This window comes from Spirillospora sp. NPDC052269 (assembly GCF_040679435.1).
GTDB lineage: Bacteria > Actinomycetota > Actinomycetes > Streptosporangiales > Streptosporangiaceae > Spirillospora.
The window spans coordinates 297,036-320,180 of sequence record NZ_JBFAUU010000009.1; the positions used below are offsets into that span (position 1 = coordinate 297,036).

Annotated in this window: 26 protein-coding genes; 15 read left to right on the forward strand and 11 right to left on the reverse strand. The window is 71.4% G+C overall.

The window, feature by feature from the left end:
* Positions 1-4: 4 nt before the first annotated feature.
* The gene (locus AB0L06_RS21560) at positions 5-337 is read right to left on the reverse strand and encodes a DUF3817 domain-containing protein (protein WP_500232830.1); all 333 of its coding nucleotides are present in this window, start codon (positions 335-337) and stop codon (positions 5-7) included.
* Positions 338-454: 117 nt separating this feature from the next.
* On the opposite strand from AB0L06_RS21560, the gene AB0L06_RS21565 reads away from it, so the two are divergent.
* Together AB0L06_RS21565 and AB0L06_RS21570 are read left to right on the forward strand one after the other, a co-directional pair.
* Positions 455-1,213, forward strand: a complete 759-nt coding sequence (locus tag AB0L06_RS21565; protein WP_500232831.1) for a DUF2127 domain-containing protein — start codon at positions 455-457, stop codon at positions 1,211-1,213.
* A 100-nt stretch (positions 1,214-1,313) separates the two neighbouring features.
* The gene (locus tag AB0L06_RS21570) at positions 1,314-2,027 is read left to right on the forward strand and encodes a DUF4230 domain-containing protein (protein ID WP_500232832.1); all 714 of its coding nucleotides are present in this window, start codon (positions 1,314-1,316) and stop codon (positions 2,025-2,027) included.
* 52 nt (positions 2,028-2,079) lie between these two features.
* Here the strand turns inward: AB0L06_RS21570 and AB0L06_RS21575 are convergent, their stop codons facing one another.
* Entirely contained in the window at positions 2,080-3,270 is a 1,191-nt protein-coding gene (locus AB0L06_RS21575; protein WP_500232833.1) for an acetyl-CoA C-acetyltransferase, read from the reverse strand.
* Between the two features lie 82 nt (positions 3,271-3,352).
* Between AB0L06_RS21575 and mce the strand changes: the two genes are divergently transcribed.
* The 3 genes from mce to AB0L06_RS21590 all read left to right on the forward strand — a co-directional run bounded on the left by mce (position 3,353) and on the right by AB0L06_RS21590 (position 7,099).
* Entirely contained in the window at positions 3,353-3,781 is a 429-nt protein-coding gene (mce, locus tag AB0L06_RS21580) for a methylmalonyl-CoA epimerase (protein ID WP_500232834.1), read from the forward strand.
* Between the two features lie 381 nt (positions 3,782-4,162).
* Entirely contained in the window at positions 4,163-5,521 is a 1,359-nt protein-coding gene (locus tag AB0L06_RS21585) for a DivIVA domain-containing protein (protein ID WP_500232835.1), read from the forward strand.
* A 270-nt stretch (positions 5,522-5,791) separates the two neighbouring features.
* Complete coding sequence (locus AB0L06_RS21590; RefSeq protein ID WP_500232836.1) at positions 5,792-7,099, forward strand: AI-2E family transporter; 1,308 nt, start codon at positions 5,792-5,794, stop codon at positions 7,097-7,099.
* A gap of 24 nt (positions 7,100-7,123) precedes the next feature.
* Here the strand turns inward: AB0L06_RS21590 and AB0L06_RS21595 are convergent, their stop codons facing one another.
* From AB0L06_RS21595 to AB0L06_RS21610, 4 genes are all read right to left on the reverse strand, one after another.
* On the reverse strand, positions 7,124-7,918 hold the full coding sequence (locus tag AB0L06_RS21595; RefSeq protein WP_500232837.1) for an alpha/beta fold hydrolase: 795 nt from the start codon (positions 7,916-7,918) through the stop codon (positions 7,124-7,126).
* A 157-nt stretch (positions 7,919-8,075) separates the two neighbouring features.
* Positions 8,076-8,396, reverse strand: a complete 321-nt coding sequence (locus AB0L06_RS21600; protein WP_500232838.1) for an Rv1322 family protein — start codon at positions 8,394-8,396, stop codon at positions 8,076-8,078.
* 58 nt (positions 8,397-8,454) lie between these two features.
* Positions 8,455-9,954 (reverse strand): 3-hydroxyacyl-CoA dehydrogenase family protein, encoded by a 1,500-nt coding sequence (locus AB0L06_RS21605; protein WP_500232839.1) that lies wholly within the window; start codon positions 9,952-9,954, stop codon positions 8,455-8,457.
* Positions 9,955-10,069: 115 nt separating this feature from the next.
* The gene (locus AB0L06_RS21610) at positions 10,070-10,252 is read right to left on the reverse strand and encodes a hypothetical protein (RefSeq protein WP_500232840.1); all 183 of its coding nucleotides are present in this window, start codon (positions 10,250-10,252) and stop codon (positions 10,070-10,072) included.
* Positions 10,253-10,416: 164 nt separating this feature from the next.
* On the opposite strand from AB0L06_RS21610, the gene nucS reads away from it, so the two are divergent.
* The 4 genes from nucS to AB0L06_RS21630 all read left to right on the forward strand — a co-directional run bounded on the left by nucS (position 10,417) and on the right by AB0L06_RS21630 (position 13,093).
* Positions 10,417-11,097: an endonuclease NucS gene (gene nucS, locus AB0L06_RS21615; protein ID WP_500232841.1), complete on the forward strand. Its 681-nt coding sequence runs from the start codon at positions 10,417-10,419 to the stop codon at positions 11,095-11,097.
* A 14-nt stretch (positions 11,098-11,111) separates the two neighbouring features.
* Positions 11,112-11,510, forward strand: coding sequence for a DUF3224 domain-containing protein (locus tag AB0L06_RS21620; protein ID WP_500232842.1), 399 nt, complete (start codon positions 11,112-11,114; stop codon positions 11,508-11,510).
* A gap of 90 nt (positions 11,511-11,600) precedes the next feature.
* Positions 11,601-12,194 (forward strand): TetR/AcrR family transcriptional regulator, encoded by a 594-nt coding sequence (locus tag AB0L06_RS21625; RefSeq protein ID WP_500232843.1) that lies wholly within the window; start codon positions 11,601-11,603, stop codon positions 12,192-12,194.
* A 101-nt stretch (positions 12,195-12,295) separates the two neighbouring features.
* Positions 12,296-13,093 (forward strand): site-2 protease family protein, encoded by a 798-nt coding sequence (locus AB0L06_RS21630; RefSeq protein ID WP_500232905.1) that lies wholly within the window; start codon positions 12,296-12,298, stop codon positions 13,091-13,093.
* On the opposite strand, the gene AB0L06_RS21635 is transcribed toward AB0L06_RS21630, so the two are convergent.
* Entirely contained in the window at positions 13,090-13,836 is a 747-nt protein-coding gene (locus AB0L06_RS21635) for a TetR family transcriptional regulator (RefSeq protein ID WP_500232844.1), read from the reverse strand. The genes AB0L06_RS21630 and AB0L06_RS21635 overlap by 4 nt on opposite strands.
* 117 nt (positions 13,837-13,953) lie before the next feature.
* Between AB0L06_RS21635 and AB0L06_RS21640 the strand changes: the two genes are divergently transcribed.
* Positions 13,954-14,775: an NAD(P)H-binding protein gene (locus AB0L06_RS21640; RefSeq protein ID WP_500232845.1), complete on the forward strand. Its 822-nt coding sequence runs from the start codon at positions 13,954-13,956 to the stop codon at positions 14,773-14,775.
* Positions 14,776-14,884: 109 nt separating this feature from the next.
* On the opposite strand, the gene AB0L06_RS21645 is transcribed toward AB0L06_RS21640, so the two are convergent.
* Positions 14,885-15,421, reverse strand: a complete 537-nt coding sequence (locus AB0L06_RS21645; protein WP_500232846.1) for a PadR family transcriptional regulator — start codon at positions 15,419-15,421, stop codon at positions 14,885-14,887.
* Between the two features lie 104 nt (positions 15,422-15,525).
* Between AB0L06_RS21645 and AB0L06_RS21650 the strand changes: the two genes are divergently transcribed.
* From AB0L06_RS21650 to AB0L06_RS21660, 3 genes are read left to right on the forward strand one after another with little or no spacing between them, the layout of a single operon-like run.
* Positions 15,526-16,128, forward strand: coding sequence for a hypothetical protein (locus AB0L06_RS21650; protein WP_500232847.1), 603 nt, complete (start codon positions 15,526-15,528; stop codon positions 16,126-16,128).
* Between the two features lie 42 nt (positions 16,129-16,170).
* Entirely contained in the window at positions 16,171-17,490 is a 1,320-nt protein-coding gene (locus AB0L06_RS21655; RefSeq protein WP_500232848.1) for a carotenoid oxygenase family protein, read from the forward strand.
* Between the two features lie 60 nt (positions 17,491-17,550).
* Positions 17,551-19,050: an aldehyde dehydrogenase family protein gene (locus tag AB0L06_RS21660; protein ID WP_500232849.1), complete on the forward strand. Its 1,500-nt coding sequence runs from the start codon at positions 17,551-17,553 to the stop codon at positions 19,048-19,050.
* 9 nt (positions 19,051-19,059) lie between these two features.
* Here the strand turns inward: AB0L06_RS21660 and AB0L06_RS21665 are convergent, their stop codons facing one another.
* Positions 19,060-19,458, reverse strand: a complete 399-nt coding sequence (locus AB0L06_RS21665) for a nuclear transport factor 2 family protein (RefSeq protein ID WP_500232850.1) — start codon at positions 19,456-19,458, stop codon at positions 19,060-19,062.
* Between the two features lie 82 nt (positions 19,459-19,540).
* Between AB0L06_RS21665 and AB0L06_RS21670 the strand changes: the two genes are divergently transcribed.
* Entirely contained in the window at positions 19,541-20,092 is a 552-nt protein-coding gene (locus tag AB0L06_RS21670) for a TetR/AcrR family transcriptional regulator (RefSeq protein ID WP_500232851.1), read from the forward strand.
* Here AB0L06_RS21670 and AB0L06_RS21675 read toward each other — a convergent pair whose 3' ends face one another.
* Entirely contained in the window at positions 20,093-20,734 is a 642-nt protein-coding gene (locus AB0L06_RS21675; protein WP_500232852.1) for a TetR/AcrR family transcriptional regulator, read from the reverse strand. It abuts the gene before it with no gap.
* Between the two features lie 119 nt (positions 20,735-20,853).
* Between AB0L06_RS21675 and AB0L06_RS21680 the strand changes: the two genes are divergently transcribed.
* Positions 20,854-22,260 carry a DHA2 family efflux MFS transporter permease subunit gene (locus AB0L06_RS21680; RefSeq protein WP_500232853.1) on the forward strand — a complete coding sequence of 469 codons (1,407 nt, stop codon included), beginning with the start codon at positions 20,854-20,856 and terminating at the stop codon, positions 22,258-22,260.
* Here AB0L06_RS21680 and AB0L06_RS21685 read toward each other — a convergent pair.
* Entirely contained in the window at positions 22,248-22,979 is a 732-nt protein-coding gene (locus tag AB0L06_RS21685) for a methyltransferase domain-containing protein (RefSeq protein WP_500232854.1), read from the reverse strand. The genes AB0L06_RS21680 and AB0L06_RS21685 overlap by 13 nt on opposite strands.
* Positions 22,980-23,145: the final 166 nt, after the last annotated feature.

The following is a 23,145-nucleotide window of genomic DNA, read 5'->3' on the forward strand; positions in this document are numbered from 1 at the left end:
GCGCTCAGGCCGTCTGCCGCTCCGGAGCCTCGTCCGCCCGCACCGGGGCGTCGGCGACCGGCCGGAGCCAGTTCCGCTCGACGAAGAACGGTGCGATCGGGAGCACCGAGGCGATCAGCGCCAGCAGCGTCCGCATGATGTTCCAGCCCGCCGCCCGATGCCCGACCAGGACGAGGCCGACATAGGCCAGGAACAGAACACCGTGGATCGGCCCCATGATCTGGACCGCGACCGGAGCGTCCGCGCCGTACTTGAGCGGCATGGCCACAAGCAGCAGCACCAGGAACGACAGGGCCTCGGCCACGGAAACGATCCGCAGGGTCTTCACGATGTCCACGTGGAACTAACGTACCGGCACCTTCGCAGTGTTTCGGACGCCCCTATGGCGCTGCTCACATCCGGCCTCACCTTCCGGACTCTCGGCCCGCGGCCCTTGCACCTCTAGGGTGACCGCGTGGACTGGAGTTTGCTGACCTGCGCGCGCAAGGGACACATCACCTACGCGCCCGACGAGCCCCGGCTGCGGCTGCGGCTCCATACCGAGACCCCCATCGGCGACGCCTGGCGCTGCCTGCGCTGTGGCGCCTACATCCACGGCGAGCCGCACGGCACGGGCCCGGCCGACCACGCCCCGCTGGTCAAGCGCGGCAAGGAACTGCGGGACGCGTTCATCATGCGCTTCTTCGCGTTCGAGCGGATCATCCGCGGCCTGGTGGTGCTCGCCGCCGCCTACGGCGTGTGGCGGTTCGCCGCCAACCGCGGCTCGATCCAGCGGATCTTCGAGAAGGAGATCCCGCTGCTGCGCCCGCTGGCCAGGCAGATCGGCTGGGACCTGGACCACTCCAAGATCGTGGAGTCGTTCCAGAAGGTGTTCAACCTGGAGGCGAACACCCTGCGGTGGCTGGCCGTGGGCCTGGTGGTGTACGCCGCGATCGAGATCACCGAGGCGATCGGGCTGTGGCTGCTGCAGCGCTGGGGCGAGTACTTCGCGGTGATCGCGACCTCGTTCGGGCTGCCGATCGAGATCTACGAGCTGAGCGAGCGCATCACCGCCGTCCGCATCGGAGCCCTGGTGGTGAACATCGGGCTGATCGTCTACATCGTCGCCACCAAGCGGCTGTTCGGCGTCCGGGGCGGGAAGGCGGCGCACGAGGCGCACCTGCGCAGCGCGTCCCTCCTGGAAGTGGAGGAAGCCGCCGGAAGCCACGTCTGAGGTGGTGGAACCGCGACGAGGCCCGCGTCCGAACGGTTCCGAGAAGAGCCTCACATTGGTCAATTGGTAGTAAAGCGCGAGCCTGGGCATGTCTTGGGTCATGGCACGCTCACGACCGGACGACGCCGGTCCCGGGACGGAGGCGCCCCCGGCGCCCTCCCGGGGCCACGAACCCCCTCGGCGGCGCATCGGGGTCGCGCTGCTGCTGGTCGCGGCGACCGTGGCCGCCGTGATCGCCCTGCAGAACGGCCTGCGGCTGCTGCCCCACTGGCTGGACCCCTTCGCCGAGAACACCCGGGACCGCAGCGGCCCGGCGCTGCTGCGGTCCGTCCGCGACATGCACCGCTACCAGGCCGCCAGCGGCGACTTCCAGGTCGTCGTCGACCTGGACAAGGAGGGCAAGTACCTCCCGAACTCGCTGCGCGGCAGGCGCACGCTGTTCGTCGGGCAGGGCACGGTGAACGCGTACGTCGACTTCTCCCAGCTGGGCTCGGGGGCCATCACCGTGAACCCCGACCGGACGACCGCGACCGTCCGGCTCCCCCACGCGCAACTCGACTCGACGAACCTCGACCCGAAGCGCAGCTACGTGTTCTCGACCCAGCGCGGCCTGTTCGACCGCGTCGGGGACTTCTTCAGCTCCAACCCGAACGACCAGCAGCAGCTGTACGTGCTGGCGTCCCAGAAGATCCAGGCGGCGGCGCGGAACGGCGGCCTCCAGACCCGCGCCGACCAGAACACCAAGACGATGCTGGAGAACATGCTCCGCGCCTTGGGTTTCAAGACCATCACCTTCCAGCAGGCACCCCAGTAGACGCCACGAGCCCCCGTCCGGTGGACCGGACGGGGGCTCGACAACAGCTGGATCAGGCGGACGGGACGCGCAGGATCAACGCATCACCCTGGCCGCCGCCACCGCAGAGGGCGGCGGCGCCGACGCCTCCGCCGCGGCGCTTCAGCTCGTACGCCAGGTGCAGGACGAGGCGGGCGCCGGACATGCCGACCGGGTGGCCGACCGCGATGGCGCCGCCGTCGACGTTGACCTTCTCCGCGTCGACGCCGAGGTCGCGCATGGACTGGATGCCGACGGACGCGAACGCCTCGTTGATCTCGATGAGGTCCAGGTCGTCCACGCTCATGCCGGCCTTGCCGAGCGCGTGCTTGATCGCGTTGGACGGCTGGGAGTGCAGCGAGCTGTCCGGGCCCGCGACGTTGCCGTGCGCGCCGATCTCGGCGATCCAGGTGAGGCCGAGCTCCTCGGCCTTCGCCTTCGACATCACCACGACGGCCGCGGCGCCGTCGGAGATCTGCGAGGCGGACCCGGCGGTGATCGTGCCGTCCTTGGCGAAGGACGGGCGCAGCCGGGCGAGGCCCTCGGCCGTGGTGTCGGCGCGGACGCCCTCGTCGGCGGCGAACACGATCGGGTCGCCCTTGCGCTGCGGGATCTCGACCGGGGCGATCTCGGCGTCGAAGCGGCCGTTCTTGATCGCGTCGGCGGCGCGCTGGTGCGAGCGGGCGCTGAACTCGTCCTGCTCCTCGCGGGAGATGCCCAGCCTGGCGTTGCCGCGCTCGGTGGACTCGCCCATGGAGATGCCCTCGAACGAGTCGGTGAGCGCGTCGTAGGCCATGTGGTCGAGCACCTCGACCGAGCCGTACTTGTAGCCGCCGCGCGACTTCGGCAGCAGGTGCGGGGCCTGGGTCATCGACTCCATGCCGCCCGCGACGACGATGTCGAACTCGCCCGCGCGGATCAGCTGGTCGGCGAGCGCGATCGAGTCCAGCCCGGACAGGCAGACCTTGTTGATGTTGATGGAGGGAACGTTCATCGGGATGCCCGCCTTGGCCGCGGCCTGGCGGGCCGGGATCTGGCCCGCGCCCGCCTGGAGCACCTGGCCGAGGATGACGTAGTCGACCTGGTCCCCGCTGATCCCGGCGCGCTCCAGGGCGGCCTTGATCGCGTGCGCGCCGAGGTCGGCGGCGGTGAAGTCCTTCAGGGAGCCCAGCAGCCTCCCGATGGGGGTGCGGGCACCGGCGACGATGACGGAACCGACGGACAAGGGGGCCTCCACGAGAACGTACGGCGGGACGTTTGCCACGATACTCAGCAGGATCCAAAGCACATCGCCCCGGGGAGGACCCATGCTCACCCGCATCGACCACATCGGCATCGCCTGCCACGACCTGGACGCCACGGTCGCCTTCTACCGGGAGACCTACGGCTTCACCGACGTGCACTTCGAGACCAACGAGGAGCAGGGCGTCCGGGAGGCCATGCTCAAGATCAACGAGACCAGCGACGGCGCGGCGAGCTACATCCAGCTGATCACCCCGATCCGGGACGACTCGACCGTCGCCAAGTGGCTGGCCAAGAACGGCGAGGGCGTGCACCACATCGCCTTCGGCACGGACGGGGACGTCCAGGACGAGGCGGACGGCATCGCCGCCAAGGGCGTCCGGGTGCTGTACGACAACCCGCGGCACGGCTCGCTCGGTTCCCGGATCACCTTCCTGCACCCGAAGGACTGCCACGGCGTCCTGACCGAACTGGTGGAGAAGGCTACGTCCTGACCGCTTCGGCCTCCGGCGGGCTTGCTGGGAGCCCGCGGCGGGCCGTCACAGGCCCGCCGTGAGCCCGACGCGCGAACGCTGCGAGATCGTGATGTGATCGATATCACACGAGCGATCCGGGGCGTCGAGAGCGGTGCGCTGTAACCGTTCGGACACTTCTGGTGCATTTCGCACCCAGAAGCCCCGCCATACCGGGCCTCCCGGGTTCACAGGACAAAAAGGACAAACCTCCCAGTACGTTCGGTTGGGCCCCCAACAGCACAGCGGCCGGAGTACGCTTCATTCGCCGGAAGAGGTCTGGGGCGGCGCGCCCCTCAAGCAAGTGATCGTCCGGTCCCCGGAACCTTGGCCCGTAGCCCCGTCACACCAGGATTGAGCCACATGCAGTCCGACATCGACGCCCAGCTCAGCAACTTCTTTGAAGACACGCCCCCGCGCGAGTTCGACGTGGTGCTTCGCGGCTACGACCGGCACCAGGTCGACGAGCACATCAAGCAGCTCGACAACGAGGTCCGCACCACGCGTGAGTCGACCTCGCAACTCCAGCGCGAGCTGTCGGACGCACACCGGCAGCTGCAGGAGCAGGAGCGCCCGACCTACTCCGGTCTCGGCGCCCGCATCGAGCAGCTGCTCCGCCTCGCCGAGGAGCAGGCGACCGAGCTCGTCCAGGCCGCGCGCAGCGAGGCCAACGAGATCAAGGCGGCCGCCAAGGTGGAGGCCGCCGAGCTGCGCGCGGCCGCCGAGAGCGACGCGTCCGAGCTGCGCGCCACCGCCCAGCGCGAGTGCGACGACATGCGCGGCGCCGCCGAGCGCGAGGCCGAGGAGGTGCGCACCTCCGCCCGCCGCGAGGCCGACGAGCTGACCTCCACCACCGAGCGCGAGGTCGCCAAGCTCCGCGCCACCGCCGACCACGAGGTCGCCGAGAAGCGCGCCGCCGCCGAGCGCGAGATCGCCAAGCTGCGCACGACGACCGAGCGCGAGGTCGCCCAGCTGCGCGCGTCCACCAAGCGCGAGCGGGACGAGATCCTCACCACCGCCAAGCGGCAGGCCGACGAGATGCGCGCGCAGGCGCAGCGCATCCTGGAGGAGTCCGAGGCGCAGCGGGCGCAGGCCGAGGCCGAGTTCGAGATCCAGCTCGCGGCCCGCCGCGAGGAGGCCGACCGCCAGGACGCCGAGCGCCACGCCGCCGCCCAGCAGGCCACCCAGAAGCTGGTCGCCGAGGCCGAGCAGCGCGCCGCGTCCGCCGAGCAGCGGGCGGCCAAGGCCACCCAGCAGGCCGAGCAGACCCGCCGCGAGGCCGACTCGCACGCCAAGCAGCTGATGGCGAACGCGCGCAAGAGCTCCGACCAGATCATCACCGAGGCCAAGGGCCAGGCCGAGCAGCTGCTCGGCGAGACCAAGGCCGAGGCCGAGCGGGTCCGCACCTCCGCGCAGCGCCAGGTGGACGAGCTCACCCGCCAGCGCGACAGCATCACCAGCCACCTCAACCAGCTGCGCCAGCTCATCGGCGGCGTCGGCCCGGCGCTCGGCGGCGCCGAGGAGGCCCCGGCGATCGAGAAGGCGCCCGCTCCGGCCCCCGAGCCGAAGCCCGCGCCCAAGCCGGCCCCGGCGCAGAACCAGGGCGGTCAGTCCGGCCCGTCCGGCAACGGCCAGGCCAAGCAGCAGGGCGGCAAGCCCGCTCCGAAGGGCCCCCAGGGCAAGAAGTCCGAGGACGACGACGAGGACTGGTGGCAGGAGTGACGACCGCCTGACGGTCGTCCCACCGGACCCGAGGTTCACCGAGGCCCAGCGGCACCGCCGCTGGGCCTCGGCCTTTCCCCGGCCCGCGTTCCCGGCCCGCGTTCCCGGCTCGTGGTCCCGGCTCGTGGTCCCGGCTCGTGGTCCCGGCTCGCGTTTCTGGCTTGTGTTCGCGGCTCGTGGGGGTGTCGCGGGAGGTTAGCGCGGCTTTACCCGATGTATCGTTTTCGTCCTGACAACTCCCCCCGGACCAGGACCTGAAGGAGAGCCGGAGTGCCTGACGACACCCCGCCGTCCGCCGGGGCGGAATCCCCGAACACCGCCACCGTCACCACGTCCTCGCAGGCCGCCACGTCCCCGCGGGACGGCGCGTCCCCGCGGGACGGCGTGGTCGAGGCGAACGGCGTCGTTCCCGAGCCCGGGAGGGCCTCGGACGACCTTCCCGCGGACGGTGACCCTGCGGCGGGCGCCGGGGACGCGGTCGAGCAGGTGGAGCAGTTGAAGCAGGAGGCGAGCGCCGACCGGAGGTTTCCCTTCGGGCAGCCCGGAGCGCCCTTCGGACGGCATCATCCGTTCGTGTTCGGGTTCACCGCCGCGCTCGGGGTGATGACCGCCTACCTGCTGCTGAAGGCCGCGACCGGGGCCAAGTCGACGCTGGTGACGATCGTGGTGGCGATGTTCCTCGCGGTCGGGCTGAACCCCGCGGTGGAACGGCTGAAGCGGCTCGGGCTGTCGCGCGGCTGGGCGGTCGCGGTGGTGTTCCTCGGCGTGGTGCTGTTCTTCGCCGGAGTCGTCGCCTCGCTCGTCCCGCCGATCGTGGACCAGGTGAACGGGCTGACGCAGAACCTGCCGCACTACATCGAGCAGTTGCAGGGCAACAGGCGGATCGCGGACTGGGACCGCCGCTACCACCTGCTCCAGCAGGCGCAGGACAAGCTCAACGACTCCAAGTTCCAGCAGGACATGGCCAACTGGGCGGTGGACGCCGGCAAGCAGGCGCTCAGCGGCACGTTCAAGATGCTGACCATCCTGATCCTGACGCTGTACTTCCTGGGCTCGCTGCCGCAGATCAAGGCGTTCTCCTACCAGCTCGCCCCGCGGACGCGGCGGGCCCGGGTGGCGCTGCTCGGCGACGAGATCCTGGACCGCATCGGCGGCTACGTCGCGGGACAATTCACGATCGCGTTCATCGCGGGCCTGACGTCGTACGTCTTCCTGGAGATCCTGGGCGTTCCGTACGCGCTCGCGCTGTCGCTGATCGTGGCGGTGACCGACCTGATCCCGCTGGTGGGCGCGACGATCGGCGCGGTGATCGTGTGCCTGGTCGCGTTCCTCACCGGCACCTACGAGGGCATCGCGGCCGTGATCTTCTACGTGGTCTACCAGCAGGTCGAGAACTACCTGGTCTACCCGCGCGTGATGAAGAAGACCGTGGACGTCCAGCCCGCGGTGACGATCGTCTCGGCGCTCATCGGCGCGGCGCTGCTCGGCGTCGTGGGCGCGCTGATCGCGATCCCGACGGCGGCGGCGATCTCGCTCCTGATCAGGGAGATCGTCCTGCCCCGGCAGGAGGCCGCCTGACCTCGCCCCCGACCCCGGCGCGGGTCAGCGGGCGGTGCGGGAGAGGGCGGCGGCGAACTCGGCGACGGCCTGGTTGAACAGGTCCGGCTGCTCGACCGGGACGAGGTGCCCGGCGCGCGGGACGATCATCAGCTCGGCGTTCGGCATCGCCTCGGCGATCGCGCGGGCGTCCGCCTCGGACGCCAGGACGTCCTCGGAGCCGACCATGACGAGCGCCGGGACCTTCACGCCGCGGAGGGCCTCGAACGCCTCGGGGCGCCCGGCCATCGCGCGCTGGGCCCACGCGGCCGCGCGCGGCGGGGTGGACTGGACGAGGCCGCGCACGCGCCCGTAGACCAGGGCCCGCTGCCGCATGGTGGTCGGGCCGACGAGGTCCGGGAGCACCTCGTCGACGAGGACGGAGACGTCCTCGTCCTGCTCGAGGCGCTCGGCCTGCCGGAGCCGCGTGGCGCTCGTCTCGGGGGCGTCGGCGGCCCCGCGCGTCGCGCACAGGACCAGGCCGAGGACGAGGTCGGGGTGGCGGCGGCACAGCGCCATCGCGACGTGTCCGCCCAGGGACAGGCCGCCGACCACGGCGCGCTGGACGCCGAGGTTCCGGAACATGCGGGCGACGTCGTCGGCCATGGCGTCCACGGACGGATCGTCCGGGCCGAGCACGGATCCGCCGAAACCGCGCAGGTCGGGGGTGACGACGCGGAACCTGTTCGCCAGCACCTCCCGCTGGGCCAACCACATGGCCGATGACAGTGGGAACGCGTGCAGCAGCACGAGCGGCGTGCCCGTCCCGACGTCCCTGGCGTACAGCTGCACAACGGTCATGAGAACGCTGCACCTCCCCGTTGACGACCTCGACCCCCACCGGCCACGCGGCGGTCAGCCAATCGTCACCCCGAAGCGGTGACTCGCCGACACCTCTGGCCGCGATCGGCCGTCCGGGTTTGTCCACATCGCGTGGACGGCGGGGCCGGGGAGGTGATCAGTAACGGGGGGCGTTGCGGGAGCGGACCACGTTGGGCGCGCGGCGCGTCCGGGCCTGCCAGCAGGGACGATGCCAGTGGCGGCGGTCGTCCGCGCCGCCCCGGTCGGCGGGCCACGCCACGATGTGCCCGACTCCGGCCGGGATGAGCTGGTCGCAGCCGGGGCAGCGGTAGGCCTTGACCGCGTTCGCGCCGGCGATCGTCCGGACGTGCCACTCGCCGTCCGGGGCGTCCTCGGTCTCGTCCACCCAGGACCCGCCGCCCCCGCCGCCGGCACCCCGCTTGCCGGGCGGATTGCGGCGATTTTTCCGGGGGCTCATGAGATCAAGGATAAAGGCGCGGACGGGGTGCCTCCCGTCCGCGCCCGAATCCTGAAGATCAGCGGAACCTGAGCCCGAGGTCCCACTGCTCGCGGAGGCGGTCGGAGACGGCGGAGTTCGCCTCCTCCGGGTCGTATTCGAGCTGGTCGAGGGCGCGGCCGATGCCGAGGCGGTCGATCTCGGCGATCGGGCCGGCCGGGTAGCCGCAGCCCAGGGTCATCGCGGCGTCGATCGCGTCGGCGTCGGCGTACCCGGCGTCCAGCATGGCGACGGCGTCGTTGATGTACGGGAAGCGCAGCGCGTCCACGATGTAGCCGCGGCGGGCCCTGCAGCGGACCGGGGTGAGGCCGAGGGCGGAGACGAGCTCGGCGGCGCGGTCCGCGGCGGCGGACGGGGTGTTCGGGGTGAGGCCGATCTCGACGAGCGGACGGTCCTTCTCGGGCTTGTGCGCGGCGAGCGCGCCGCCGCCGGTGAGGCCGCCGTCGCTGAGGACGACCGCGCCCTGCTTCGCCCGGCTCTCGATGGACGCCACGTCGGCGTCCTCGCCGGACGCCACGATCAGGTCGGCGGCCTCGATCTTGGCGGTCGGGGCGCCGACGGCGGACGCGGCGGCGGCGAACGCGCGGGACAGCGCCTCGTCCCCGACGATCGCGACGGACGGCACCGGGGCGTCCTGCGCGGGGGCGTCGTCCTGGGCGGCGTCGTAGGCGTAGAAGCCGCGGCCGGTCTTGCGGCCGAGCAGCCCGGCGGTGACCAGCTCGCGCAGCACCGGCGCGGGCGCGTGACGGCGGTCACGGGTCTCGGCGTGGATCGCCTCCAGGACCTCCAGGCAGGTGTCCAGGCCGATCAGGTCCATCAGGGTGAACGGGCCCATCGGCAGGCCGCCGCCCGCCTTCATCGCGACGTCGATGTCGTCCCGCGTCGCGTGCTTGGTCTCCAGCATGTACGCGGCGTCGTTGAGGTAGCCGAACAGCAGCCGGTTCGCGACGAACCCGGCGCGGTCGCCGATCACGACCGGGGTCTTGCCGAGGTCCTTGACCAGGGCGGCGACGCGGTCCACCGCGCCGTCCTCGGTCAGGACGGTGCCGATCACCTCGACCAGCTTCATGACCGGCGCGGGGTTGAAGAAGTGCACCCCGACGACCTTGGCCGGACGGCTCGTCGCGGCGGCGATCGCGGTCACCGACAGCGAGGAGGTGTTGGTCGCGAGGATCGCGTCGTCCCGGACGACCTTGTCCAGCTCGGCGAACACCTTGTGCTTCAGGTCGAGCCGCTCCGGCACGGCCTCCACGACCAGGTCGCACTCCGCGAGATCACCGAAGTCGGTGGTCAGCCGGATCCGGTCGAGGATCTCCCGCTGCCCGTCCTCGGTCAGCCTGCCGCGCTTCACCGCCCGTCCGGTGGACTTCTCCAGATGCCCGCGCCCGCGCTCCAGCGCGTCCTGGTTGATCTCGACGCCGACGACGGCGAGGCCGCCGCGCGCCAGCACCTCCGCGATGCCCGCACCCATGGTGCCGAGACCGACGACTCCGACCCTGCTGAACGAACCCTCACTCATGGACGGCAGTGTCCCAGACGCCCCGGACCTCCGGGACGGGGGCGTCCGCTTCGGCACCCGCCGCGGCCGGGCCCGTCCCGCCGCTGATCCTGCGCCCCCACCCGTGCGCGGCCCCTCACCGCGCGTGCGCCGTGTGTCGCCGCCGCGGACGCCAGGGGGCCGCCACCAGCAGGGCCTCCTGGTCCCGGCGCTCAGCCGCCTTCTTCGCGTCCACGCCGTCCCGCTGCTCCCGCGCGAACTCCTGACGCTCCCGAGCCCGCTCCCGCATCACCGCGTAGATCACGTCGTTGTGGAACATCCGAAACCCTCCCTCAGCGCCGGACCTCCTGGCCCCGACACCCTCGAGATTCGCCCTAAGCCCCCACCTCGGACATCGGCACAACGCCCTAAGTCCCCCTCCTGGACGTCTTAGGCAGGGCATTCGGGCGCGGGGGGTCGGCTGGGTCACTAAGCTCGGCCGACGTGCGTCTCGTTATCGCCCGGTGCAGCGTGGACTACGCCGGCAAGCTCACCGCCCATCTGCCCTCCGCCGTCCGGCTGATCATGGTGAAGGCGGACGGAAGCGTGTCCATTCACGCCGACGACCGTGCCTACAAGCCGTTGAACTGGATGAATCCGCCGTGCTCGCTGCGGGAGGAGCCGTTCGAGGAGAACGGCGCCGTCGCGAAGTGGACGGTCACCCACACCAAGTCGGGTGAGCGGCTCATCCTCACGATCGAGGAGGTGCTGCTCGACCACGGGCACGAGCTGGGCCCGGATCCGGGCCTGGTCAAGGACGGGGTCGAGGCGCACCTGCAGGAGCTGCTCGCCGAGCACATCGGGACGCTCGGGGACGGGTACTCGCTCGTCCGGCGGGAGTACCCGACCGCGATCGGGCCCGTGGACATCCTGTGCCGGGACGCGGGCGGCGCGACGGTCGCGGTGGAGATCAAGCGGCGCGGCGAGATCGACGGGGTGGAGCAGCTCACGCGGTACCTGGAGCTGCTGAACCGGGATCCGCTGCTCGCGCCCGTGCGCGGGGTCTTCGCCGCGCAGGAGATCAGGCCGCAGGCGCGGGTGCTCGCGACCGACCGCGGGATCGACTGCGTGACGCTCGACTACGACGCGCTGCGCGGCATCGAACACGAGGGCACCCTGTTCTGAGCCATCATGAGCTCATGAACGCTATCGCCGCCGGCACCTTCGACATCGACGCGTGGGACGACGAGAAGCCCTACGACGAGCGGGGCGACCGGAAACTCACCAAGGTCCGGGTGCGCAAGACCTTCCACGGCGATCTGGTCGGGACGAGCGTCACCGACCTGATCACGGTGGAGACGGCGGGCGGGCCCGCGGCGTACGTCGGCGTGGAGACCGTGGAGGGGATCCTGCACGGCCGGGAGGGCTCGTTCGTGCTGCAGCACAGCGCGGGCAGCGACGACGGGGCGCAGTGGCTGCGCTGGCTGATCGTCCCGACGTCCGGGACCGGGGAGCTCGAGGGCATCCGGGGTGAGGGACGGATCACCGCCCGCCCCGACGGCTCGCACGAGTGGGATCTCGATTACACCCTGAGCTGATCGTGGTGCCACGGCCCGCACGTCACGGCGTGCGGGCCGTGGCGTTTCCGGGGGCGGCGCCCGGGGGTGGGGAGGCCGTACGCTTCGGACATGTCCCCTGGGGTTCCGGCGGCCGCCGACCGCGCGCGCGAGCGGATCATCGACGCCGCCGAGGAGTGCTTCCGGCGGTTCGGCGTCGCGAAGACGACGGTGGAGGACATCGCCGCGGCGGCGGGGCTGTCGCGGGCCACGGTCTACCGGGCGGTGACCGGCGGCCGGGACGAGCTGATCCTCGCGGTCGTGCTGCGCAGCCTGCGACGGTTCCTGGACGTCCTGGCGGAGCGGCTGAGCCGGGAGCGGTCGGTCTCGGACGCGGTCGTCGAGGGGACGCTGTCGGCGGTGGCGTTCGTCCGGGCCGAGCCGACGATCGCGCGGCTGCTGGTGCCGGAGGCGGCGGGGCACATGCAGGCGGCGGTCGCGGGCGCGGGCGAGCAGGTGCTCGCGGTGTGCGCGGACTACGTCCGGCCGCACTTCGAGGCGGCCCAGCGGCGGCGGCTCGTCCGGGCGGGCATCGACGTCGAGGGCGCGGTCGAGTTCCTGTTCCGGCTGATCACATCGCTGATCGTGATGGACCGGGACCGGAGCGAGGAGGCCACCCGGGCCTTCCTCCGCACCTACGCGGTCCCGGCCATCGCGGCGTCCTGACGGCATCGGCGCACGACACAGGGCACCCGTTCGGACGCGATACCGTCAAAGCCGTCGGGACTAGGCGGGGAGGACGGCGGACAATGGGCTCGGTGCACCAGATGCGGGACCGGGGAGCGGTGCGTCCGAGCCCGGTGTTCCTGGCGATCTGCGGGATCACGGTGCTGTGCGGGCTGATCGCCTGGCGGTACGGCGAGATCACGATGAACCTGCTGCACAACAGCTTCGAGCCGGGCCGGATCGCGGTGTTCGGGTTCGTGATCGCGGGCTGGGTGCTGTCGCTGTGCCTGCACGAGTTCGGGCACGCCTACCTGGCCTACCGGGCGGGCGACCACAGCGTCGCGACGCGCGGGTACCTGACGCTGAACCCGGCGCGCTACACCGACCCGATCCTGAGCTTCGCGATCCCGGTCCTGTTCATCCTGCTCGGCGGCATCGGCCTGCCGGGCGGCGCGGTCTGGATCGACCGGTCGCGGATCCAGGGCAAGTGGCGGCACAGCCTGGTCTCGGCGGCGGGGCCGCTGAGCAACGTGCTGCTCGCGATCATGCTCGCCGTGGTCTACCGGAACTTCGCGAGCGGCGACCACGGGATCTTCTGGTCGGGCGTCGCGTTCCTGGCGTTCCTGCAGGTCACGGCCGCGCTGCTGAACCTGCTGCCGATCCCGGGGCTGGACGGCTTCGGGATCGTCGAGCCGTACCTGCCGCCGCGCTGGGTGAACCAGGTGAGCGCGTACGGCGGCTACATGTTCCTGCTGGTCATCGCGCTGCTGTGGGTCGGTCCGATCAACCGCGCGTTCTTCGGCCTGGTCACGCACATCACGAACACGATCGGGCTGAACGAGCCGATCATCCAGATCGGGCACGCGGTGTTCCAGTTCTGGAAGGGCCTGAGCTTCTAGGCCGTCTCCCCGTCGGCGTCGTCCTCGTCGGCGGCGTCGTCCCCGTCGTCGGCGGCGGGTTCCGCGAGGTGCGCGACGACGCGGCGCAGCTGGTCGGCGTAGCGGGCGCGGAACTCGGGTGAGGTGGCGTCCATCCCGGACACGTACCGGACGAGGTTCGGCATCGTCGTCGGGATGGCGACCGCGGCCATCATGATCAGCATGACCATCTCGGGGTCGAGGTCGGCGGCGAGCTCGCCCTCGGCCTGGCGGCGGCGCATGTCGGTCATGTCCTCGCGTCCGCCCGGCAGTCCGGTGGTGTCGCCGGTCAGGCCCATCCACGCGTTCAGCCGGGTGGCGCGCGGCTCGTTCATGGAGTGCTCCAGGTACCGGACGATCAGGTCCGGCAGGGGGACGTCCGGGGTGGCGAACCGGGCCTCGATCTCGTTCCAGATGCAGCCGATCTCCGCGTACAACCCGGCCTTGCCGCCGTAGTAGTAGCTGATGAGCTGCTTGTTCACTCCCGCGCGGTCGGCGATGTCCTGAATCCGCGCGCCCGCGTACCCCTTGGCGGAGAACTCGTCGAGCGCGGCGTCCAGCAGCAGCCGCTTGGACCGCTCGGCGTCGAGCTTGCGCTCCCCCTCACGCGGCGCGCGGCGGCCTCCTTCGCGCGGTGCGCGCCGACGCCTCCCGCCGCCCGTCGCCGCGCCGTCTCCGGTGTCCTCTCGCGCGTCCGTCCGGGCGTCGTCTCCTGCGTCCTTCATGGCCACATGGTAGTCCAGGGCTTCAACTATCTAGTTGGTTGACAAGTTCATCCCGTCGGATGAACATGGACGTGTTCAACCGAACGGATGAACTGAGACCTTTCGAGGAGATCCGCCATGTTCCTGATCACCGGGGCCACCGGCAACGTCGGCCGCCACCTGGTCGCCGAGCTGGCCAGCGCGGGGCACAAGGTGCGCGCGCTGACCCGTGATCCCGCGTCCGCCCGCTTCCCCACCGGCGTCGAGGTCGCCGCCACCCAGGACTTCCCGCTGGACGGCGTCAGCGCCGTCTTCGTCAACCCGGCGGTGTTCTACGGCGGGTTCGGCGACCTGCTCGACCGCTGCCGCGAGCACGGCGTCCGGCGCGTGGTCATGCTGTCGTCGTCGTCCACGCTGGGCGCCGGACCGGGCAACCCGATCGGCGAGCTCCACCTGGCCAAGGAGCAGGAGATCGAGGCGTCCGGGCTGGAGTGGGCGTTCCCGCGGCCCGGCGCGTTCGCCGCCAACGCCGCGAACTGGGCCGAGCAGATCCGCGCCACGGGCGTCGTGACCGGCCCGTACGCGGAGGCGCAGACCGCGCCCATCCACGAGCGCGACATCGCCGCCGTCTCCGCCGCCATGCTGACCCGGGACGACCTCGTCGGGACGCGCCCGGTGCTGTCCGGGCCCGAGTCGCTGACGTTCACCGACCAGGCCCGGCTGATCGGCGAGGTCATCGGCAAGGACGTCCGCTACGAGGAGCTCTCCCGCGAGGAGGCGCGCGCCGCGATGCTCGGCGGCGGGTACATGACGCCCGCGATCGCGGACTCGCTGCTGAACCTCTGGGAGAAGTGCGTGGGCCGTGCCGACGACGTCTCGCCCGAGGTCGAGCGCATCACCGGACGTCCGCCGCGCTCGTTCTCGGAGTGGGTGGCCGACAACGCCGGCCACTTCGCCTGACACTCCACCGCTTCACCTGAGCCGCCACCGCACGGCCCTTCCCGGGCCGCGCGGCAGTCGCTCGACGGCCGGTTCCCGTACTCGGGACCGGCCATACCTCTTTGGAGCCCTACTTCTCCGGGGCGCCGCGCTCGGCCAGCTCCTCGAGGACCCAGTCGTACCAATCGCGCCGCATGGCCATGAACCGCTTGCCGTACTCCATCGCGAGGCGGCCGTAGAACGACAGGTTCTCGTCACCCCATTCGATGTTCCCCTCGAGGTCGCCGAGCGCGGTGAGGCGGTCGTCCAGCGTGGCGGCCTGCGCGCGGACGAACGCGGCGGCCTCGTCCGGCTCGACCTGGCCGAGGAAGAACAGCCGCAGCAGGATCTCGTCCCGCCGGACGACCTTCGGCGGGACCTCCAGGAGCCAACGCCGCAGCTCAGCGCGACCCTCGTCCGTGACGCGGTACTCTTTGCGCCCGCGGGGCCCCTCGCTCGCGACCTCGATGAACCCGTCCGCGGTGAGCTTGTTCAGCTCCCCGTAGAGCTGGCTCTGCGTGGCCTGCCAGACGTTGTTCATCGTGATCTCGAACATTTTGAGCAGGTCATAGCCGCTGGCCCCGTCCATCTCGACCAGCAGTCCCAGCGCGGCGTGTCGAAGGCTCATGTTCCTGACCATACACGTCGGTGTTGACATGTCAGAAGTAGAAGGTCTAAGTTCGACATGTCAAAACAGACACATCCTCCCGAGCAGCCGGAAGGCGGCGCACGATGGCGAAGTACTACGGACTCACGTTCCTGCCCTGGATCGTCCTGGCCGTGGTGAGCGGCTTCAACCCCCAGGCCGGAGCGGCGGCGGGCCTCGCCGTGGCACTGGTCCTGCTGGCCGCCGACCTGCGCCGCGGACGCCGCTGGGACGGCCTGCTCCTGGAGATCTCCACGGCGGCCTTCCTGGCCGGCTTCACCGGGCTGGTGTTCGCCCAGCCGCACGCGGCGATCGTCCACTACGGCGCGTCCCTGTCGATCGGCTGGCTCGGACTGACCGCGTGGGGCACGATCGCCGCCGGCATGCCGTTCACCGAGGGCATCGCCCGCCGCCAGGTGTCGGAGGAGATCGCCGCGACCGCGCTGTTCCACCGGATCGGCGTCGTCCTGACCAGCGCCTGGGCCACCGCGTTCACCGTCTCGGCCGTCTGCCTCGGCGTCGTGCAGCACTTCGCGCCGCACCAGACCGCGCTGCTGATCGGCGTGAAGGTCGCCTGCTTCGTGGTCCCGGTCTGGTTCACCCGCTGGTACCCGGAGGTCGCGCGCAAGCGGTACTTCGCGGAGCACGGCATCGACGAGGCGCACGGCGCCGAGCACTCCGCCGCCTGACCCGCGTCCCGATCCGACCCGCGATCCCGTAAGGCGACCACCATGCAGCTCTGGCTCGAAGGCCACCGCGCGCCCGTCCCGGACGAGACCACCGCGCACGACCTGCCCGTCACGGGCTCCCTGCCCGCCGAACTGAACGGCCGCTACCTGCGCAACGGGCCGAACCCGAAGCCGGGCGAGCCGAGCGGGCACTGGTTCACCGGGCACGGCATGGTGCACGGGATCCGGCTGCGGGACGGACGCGCCGAGTGGTACCGCAACCGCTGGGTCCGGACGAACCGGTTCACGGGCGAGGCGCAGTTCGTCAGTGACGGCGGCGTCTTCGACCTCACCGCCGTCCAGGCGAACACCCACGTGATCGCGCACGACGGGACGGTGTACGCGCTGGTCGAGGTGGGCCTCCCCTACGTGCTGACGCCCGAGCTGGACACGGTCGGGCCGTGCGACTTCGGCGGGCTGCTCACGACGGCGATGACGGCGCATCCCAAGCGCGACCCGCGCACCGGCGACCTGCTGTTCTTCGGCTACGGGTTCGTCCCGCCGTACCTGACCTACCACCGGCTGTCGGCGGACGGGAAGCTCGTCGAGAGCCGCGAGGTCGAGGTGCCGGGGCCGACGATGATGCACGACTTCGCCATCACCGAGAACCATGTCGTCTGGCTCGACCTGCCGATGGTGTTCGACCTGGAGCTCGCCGGACGCGCCGGGATGCCGTTCCGCTGGGACGACGCCTACGGCGCGCGGATCGGCATCATGCCGCGCGAGGGCGGCGGGCCGGTGCGCTGGTTCGACGTCGACCCCTGCTACGTGTTCCACGTCGGCAACGCCTGTGAGAACGAACGCGGGGGCGTCGTTCTCACAGGTGCGCGCTACCGCGACGCCGACATCACCGCGTTGTGGGGCGGCATCGGCGGGGCGCCCGACCCGGCTTCCGCGGCGGCGGAGCTGGGCGCGTCCCGTCTGCACCGCTGGACGCTCGACCCGGCGACCGGACGCGCGTCCGAGGAGCCGCTGGACGACCGGAACGTCGAGTTCCCCACCCTCGACGACGGCCGCACCGGCCTCCCTCACCGCTTCCTCTACACCGTCGCCGGATCCGCGCTGGTCAAGTACGACCTGCACGCCGGAACGGCGGCCGAGCGCGACTTCGGGGGGCATGTCGGCGAGGCGGTGTTCGTCCCTTCGGCGGACGCCCGGTCCGAGGACGACGGGTGGCTGCTGACCATCGCCTCCGACACCGCGGGCTCGCGGCTGCTGGTGCTGAACGCGGGCGATCTGTCCGAGCGGGCCCGGGTCGAGCTGCCGCGACGCGTCCCCGCCGGCTTCCACGGGAGCTGGATCCCGGACGACGCCGTAAGGTGATTTACTAGCCGGTACCAGGCAAGTGGCCACTTACCCGGTTGAGTCCCCCGGAGGCAGCCCATGTCCGTCGCCACGGAGAGCACGACCTTCCCCTCGCTGAACCCGGCCACAGGGGAGGTGGTCGCCGAGCATCCCGTGCACGACGCCGCGGCCGTCGCGGAGGCCGTGTCCAAGGCCCGTGACGCCGCCGCCTGGTGGGGCGAACTGGGGTGGAAGGAGCGGCGCGTCCGGCTGCTGAACGTCAAGGGCGCGCTCACCCGCAACCTGAACCGGATGGCCGAGCTCATCCACCAGGAGACCGGCAAGACCCTCCAGGACGCCCAGCTCGAGACCATCATGGCGATCTCGCACCTGGACTGGGCCGCCCGGCACGCCGCCAAGGTGCTCGGACCGCGCACGGTGTTCCCAGGCGTCCTGTCGCTGAACCAGAAGGCCGTCCTGGAGTACCAGCCGCTCGGCGTCGTCGGCGTGATCGGCCCCTGGAACTACCCGATCTTCACTCCGATGGGCTCGATCGCCTACTCGCTCGCGGCGGGCAACGCCGTGGTGTTCAAACCGTCGGAGTACACGCCCGGCGTCGGCGTCCTGCTGGCCGAGCTGTTCACCACGGTGATCCCGGAGCGCCCGGTGTTCCAGGTGGTCACCGGCTTCGGCGCGACCGGCGGCGCGCTCGCGTCGTCCCCGGACGTCGACAAGGTCGCGTTCACCGGCTCGGGCCCGACGGCCAAGAAGGTCATGGCCGCCTGCGCCGAGAACCTCACCCCGATCGTCGCCGAGTGCGGCGGCAAGGACGCCTGCATCGTCGATTCCGGCGCCGACCTCGAGGCCGCCGCCGACTCGGCGCTGTGGGGCGCGATGGCGAACGCGGGCCAGACCTGCATCGGCGTCGAGCGCGTCTACGTCGTGGACGACGCCTACGACGCCTTCCTCGCCAAGCTGACCGAGCGCGCCGCCAAGCTCCGTCCGGGCTTCGACCGCGAGGCCGCCTACGGGCCGATCACCATGCCGTCCCAGCTCGACATCATCGAACGGCACATCAAGGACGCGCTGGACAAGGGCGGCAAGGCGGTCGTGGGCGGGCCCGAGTCCGTCCGCAAGCCGTACGTCGAACCGGTTGTCCTGACGGACGTCCCGGACGACTCGGCCGCTGTCCGCGAGGAGACCTTCGGGCCGACCATCACCGTCCACCGCGTCCGCGACCTGGACGAGGCCGTCGAAAAGGCCAACGCGACGAGCTACGGCCTCGCGGGCTCGATCTTCTCCAGCGACAAGGGCCGCGCGATGGAGGCCGCCCGCCGCATGCGCTCGGGGATGACGTCCATCAACGCCTTCGCCGCGTTCGCGATGGTCGCCGCCCTGCCCTTCGGCGGCGTCGGCGAGTCCGGCTTCGGACGCATCCACGGCGCCGACGGACTCCGCGAGTTCGCCCGTCCCAAGGCCATCACGCGGCAGCGCTTCGCCCTCCCGACGAACCTGACGACCTTCGACCGCACCGAGAAGCAGATGGCGCAGATCCTGCAGCTCGTCACCATGATCCACGGCAAGCGCTACAAGCGCTGACGTCCCCGTTCAGCGGGCGCCGAGGGGTTTCCTGCGGGCCTGGATGGTGCGGTGCGCGATGCGCCAGCCCTCGGGCCCTCGCTTGACGACGTCCTGGTAGACGGCGCTGGCCGCCGTGCCGTCCGCCTGGATGCCGATGGCCTTGGATCGGGCGTGGACCTCGTCTTCCGCCACGTCCGCGAGGACGACGTTGGTGATGTGGTGGCCCACCGGGTTGTCGTCGCCGAGGATCTCGGCGGCCGACCTGAGGGCGACCAGGCCATGGAGCTGCCCGAAGCCCATGTCGGAGACGTCGTAGACGATGTCGTCCGTGAAGACCTCGTGGAAGCGGTCGAGTTCTCCGTCGTCGCACAGGTGCCCGTGCATGGAGATCAGGTCGGTGATGGCGGCGCGGTCGTCCGGTGTCATGCTTCGCTCCTTAAAACGGGGAACTCCCCACTTAAGGCGCTAGGCTACGGAGAACGTCCTCGACACACAAGGGATCCCGCCGATGCCTCCTCGCCGTCCGCGCGCCGACGCCGCCCGCAACGCCGCGTTGCTGCTGGCGACGGCCAAGGAGCTGTTCGACGAACGCGGGCCGGACGTGCCGCTCGACGAGGTCGCGAAGCGGGCCGGGGTCGGGAACGCGACGCTGTACCGCAACTTCCCCACGCGGGAGGACCTGCTCATCGCGGTGTACACCGACGAGATCGAGGAGCTTCGGCGCCTGGGCCGCGAGTTGGCGTCGACGCCGTCCGGCGAGGCGCTCTACGTGTGGCTGGACGAGTTCGTCGCGCACGTGGCGACCAAGCGCGATCTCGCGCTGGCCATCACCGAGACCCCGGACGGACGGCGTTCGCGGCTCTTCCACGAATGGCACACCACGCTGAACGAGGCGGCGGACGCGCTGGCCGTCCGGGCGCGAAAGGCCGGGACGCTCCGGGACGGCGTCGCGACCGCCGACCTGCTGGCGCTGGTCAGCGGGGGCGCGATGACGGCCGGGAACGCGTCCGACGCGCGCCGGCTCCTACGGCTGGTCAGGGACGGCCTGGAGCCGCGCTAGTCAGGAAGCCGCGGCCGGTCCGAACGCCTTGAGGAAGGTGTCGACGGCCCCGCGCGCGACGGTCCTCAGCTCGCCGTCCGGGACGGTGCGGGTGCCGAGGCGGGCGCGCTGCTCCATGGGGCCGCCCAGCAGCGCCGAGAACTGCTCGGCGGCGAGCTCGGGGTCGGTCAGGCTCAGCCGTCCGGCGAGGGCGAGGCGGGCGAACCGGTCGGCGAGGGTCCGCAGGACGCGGTCGGCGACGCCGCTCTGCGCGGCGTCCAGCAGGTCGGGGAACCGGTTGCCCTCGGCCATCAGGATGCGCCGGACGGCCCAGGACCGTTCGTCGCAGTAGCACTCGAGCAGCCGGAAGCCGACGTCCTCCAGCTGGTCGCGCAGGTCGTCGCCCGCGTCCGCGAGGTGCTCCAGCGCGGCGAGGTTGGCGGCCAGCACGCGCTCGGCCTGCGCCGCGAAGGACGCGCGGAGCAGGGCCTCCTTGTCGGCGAAGTGGTTGTAGACGGTGGCCTTGGCGACACCCGCCTCGGCGGCGATGACGTCCACGCCCGCCTGTGCGTACCCCTCGCGGCCGATCACCGCGAACGCGGCGTCGAGGATCGCCCGCCGCTTGTCGATGCGGCCTCGCGTCGCCGCCGTCGTCGCCTCCATGCCGCGCAGTGTACCGGCCGTATTCCCGACTTGAACTCACTGGTCCAGTAATTCAAACCACCTTGTCCATGACTTCACGGACTCCTATGTTGGACTAGCCAGTCTAGTTAAGGAGTCTGATGAATACAGATGCGTTCGATCCGGCGCTGCGGCGGCTGATCGCCGTGGTGCTGCTCGGCGGGATCATGGGGATCCTGGACGCCACGATGGTCTCGGTCGCGGCCGACCGCCTCGTCGGCGAGTTCGGCACCTCGCTGAGCGCCGTGGGCTGGATCTCGACCGGCTACCTGCTGGCGCTCACGGTGACCGTCCCGGTGACCGCGTGGGCCGCCGGACGGTTCGGCACGCGGCGGCCCTGGCTTGTCGGACTTGTGCTGTTCGTGGGCGGATCGCTGGCCTGCGCGTCGGCCGGGAACCTGGAGCAGCTCGTGGCGTTCCGGATCGTCCAGGGGGTGGGCGCGGGGATCCTCGACCCGCTCGTCATGGTGATCCTCGCGCGCGGCGCCGGGCCCGCCCGGGCCGGACGGGTCATGGGGATCATGGGCGTGGTGCTGCCGCTCGGGCCCGTCCTCGGCCCGGCCCTCGGCGGCCTGGTCCTGGACGGTCTCGGCTGGCGCTGGATGTTCCTGGTCAACCTGCCGATCGGCGTGGCGGCGTTCGCGCTCGCGCTCCGGATCGTCCCGCGTGAGGAGCCGGACGGCCCGGCGCAGCGGCTCGACGTGCCCGGACTCGTCCTGCTCGGCCCGGGGTTCGCGGCCGTCCTGATCGGGTTGTCACGCGTCGCCAGTGGAGCCGACGCCTGGACACCGTTCGCGATCGGGGCCGTCCTGCTGGCCGGGTACGGCGTGCGCGCGGTGACCGTCCGGAGCACCCCTCCCCTGCTCGACCTGCGGCTCTTCAGCCGCTCGTCGTTCAGCGCGAGCGTCGGGATCATGGCACTGTCGGGCATCGTGACGTTCGGGATGCTGTTCCTGCTGCCGCTCTACTACCAGCAGGCGCACGGGCACGGCGCGCGCGTCGCGGGCCTGCTGGTCGCGCCGATGGGCCTCGGCGCGTCGCTGGCGATGCCGGTCGCCGGACGGCTCTCCGACCGCATCGGGTCACGCGTCCTCGCCCGCTGCGGCGCGCTGTTCGCGGCCGCGAGCCTCCTGCCGATGGCGTGGCTCGGCGCCCGGACGCCCGAGGTGTGGAGCGCGCTCGCGGCATTCGCCGCCGGGCTCGGCATGGGCTTCATGTCCGCGCCGACGATGGGCGCCCTCTACCGGACGCTGCCGCCCGAGCTCGTCGCGCAGGGCAGCTCGGCGCTGTACATGCTGAACCAGCTCGGCGGATCGCTGGGGATCGCGGCCGTCGCGGTCATCATGCAGCGGTCGGGCGGCACGGTCCCGGGCGTCCATCACGGCGCGTGGCTGCTCGCGGGCGGCCTGCTCCTCGCCGCGGCGACGACCGTCCTGCTCCCCGGACGGCCCGCGCCGGCGCCCGCGAACCCGCAGGTCGAACGCGAGACGGCGCCTCAGCCGTCCTGACGCTCGGCGACGGTGAGGAAGATCTGCGCGGACGCGAGGAACGGCCCGGACAGGTCCGGCTCCGCGTCCAGGTACCCCGCCCGGACGGCCCGCGCGAGGTTGCGCCGGACGCCGAGGATCTTCTCCGCCGTCTCGACGTCCCGGAACACCGCCACGGACGCCTCGACGTGGACGACGGACAACCCCGCCTCGCCGCACAGGCGGGCGAGACTCCGTCCGATCGTCGCGTTCCGGACGACCTCGGTGGTGATGAACCGGGCGTATCCCCTGCTCACGGACGGGTCCACGGTGTCGATCAGCAGCGCGTCCCAGTCGGGTTCGGCGAGGACGACGCGTCCGCCCGGACGCAGCACGCGGCGGATCTCGGCGAGCGCCCGCGCCGGATCCGCCACGTGCTGCAGCACCCGGTCGGTGTGCGCGCGGTCGGCGCTCGCGTCGTCCAGCGGAAGTTCGTGCAGGTCACCGGCGCGAAGCGAGACGTGCGGACGGCCCGCCATCCGCTCGCGCGCGGTCGCGAGCATGGCGTCGTCCCGGTCGACGCCGACGACCGTCCCGTCCGGGCCGACGGCGTCCGCCATCGCGGCGAGGTCGGTTCCGGGACCGCAGCCGAGGTCGGCCACATCCATGCCGGGGCTCAAAGCGAGCAGGTCGATGACGCGCTGTTTGTAGGTGCGGCCGGGTGTGCTCGCGGCCACTCCGTCCAGGTAGGGAACGGTCAAAACGGCCTCCTCAGGTCGCTCGTAGGTGGCTCTTAGGCCGTCGCGGGAACGATTGGATAATACGCGCCGCGTACTAGGACGTTCCCAGAACGCCCGAATAAGGCGTCATCCCCATGTGGCCACCGGGGTCTTAGGGCGAATCTATAGATGTCGGCAGGGACCTGCC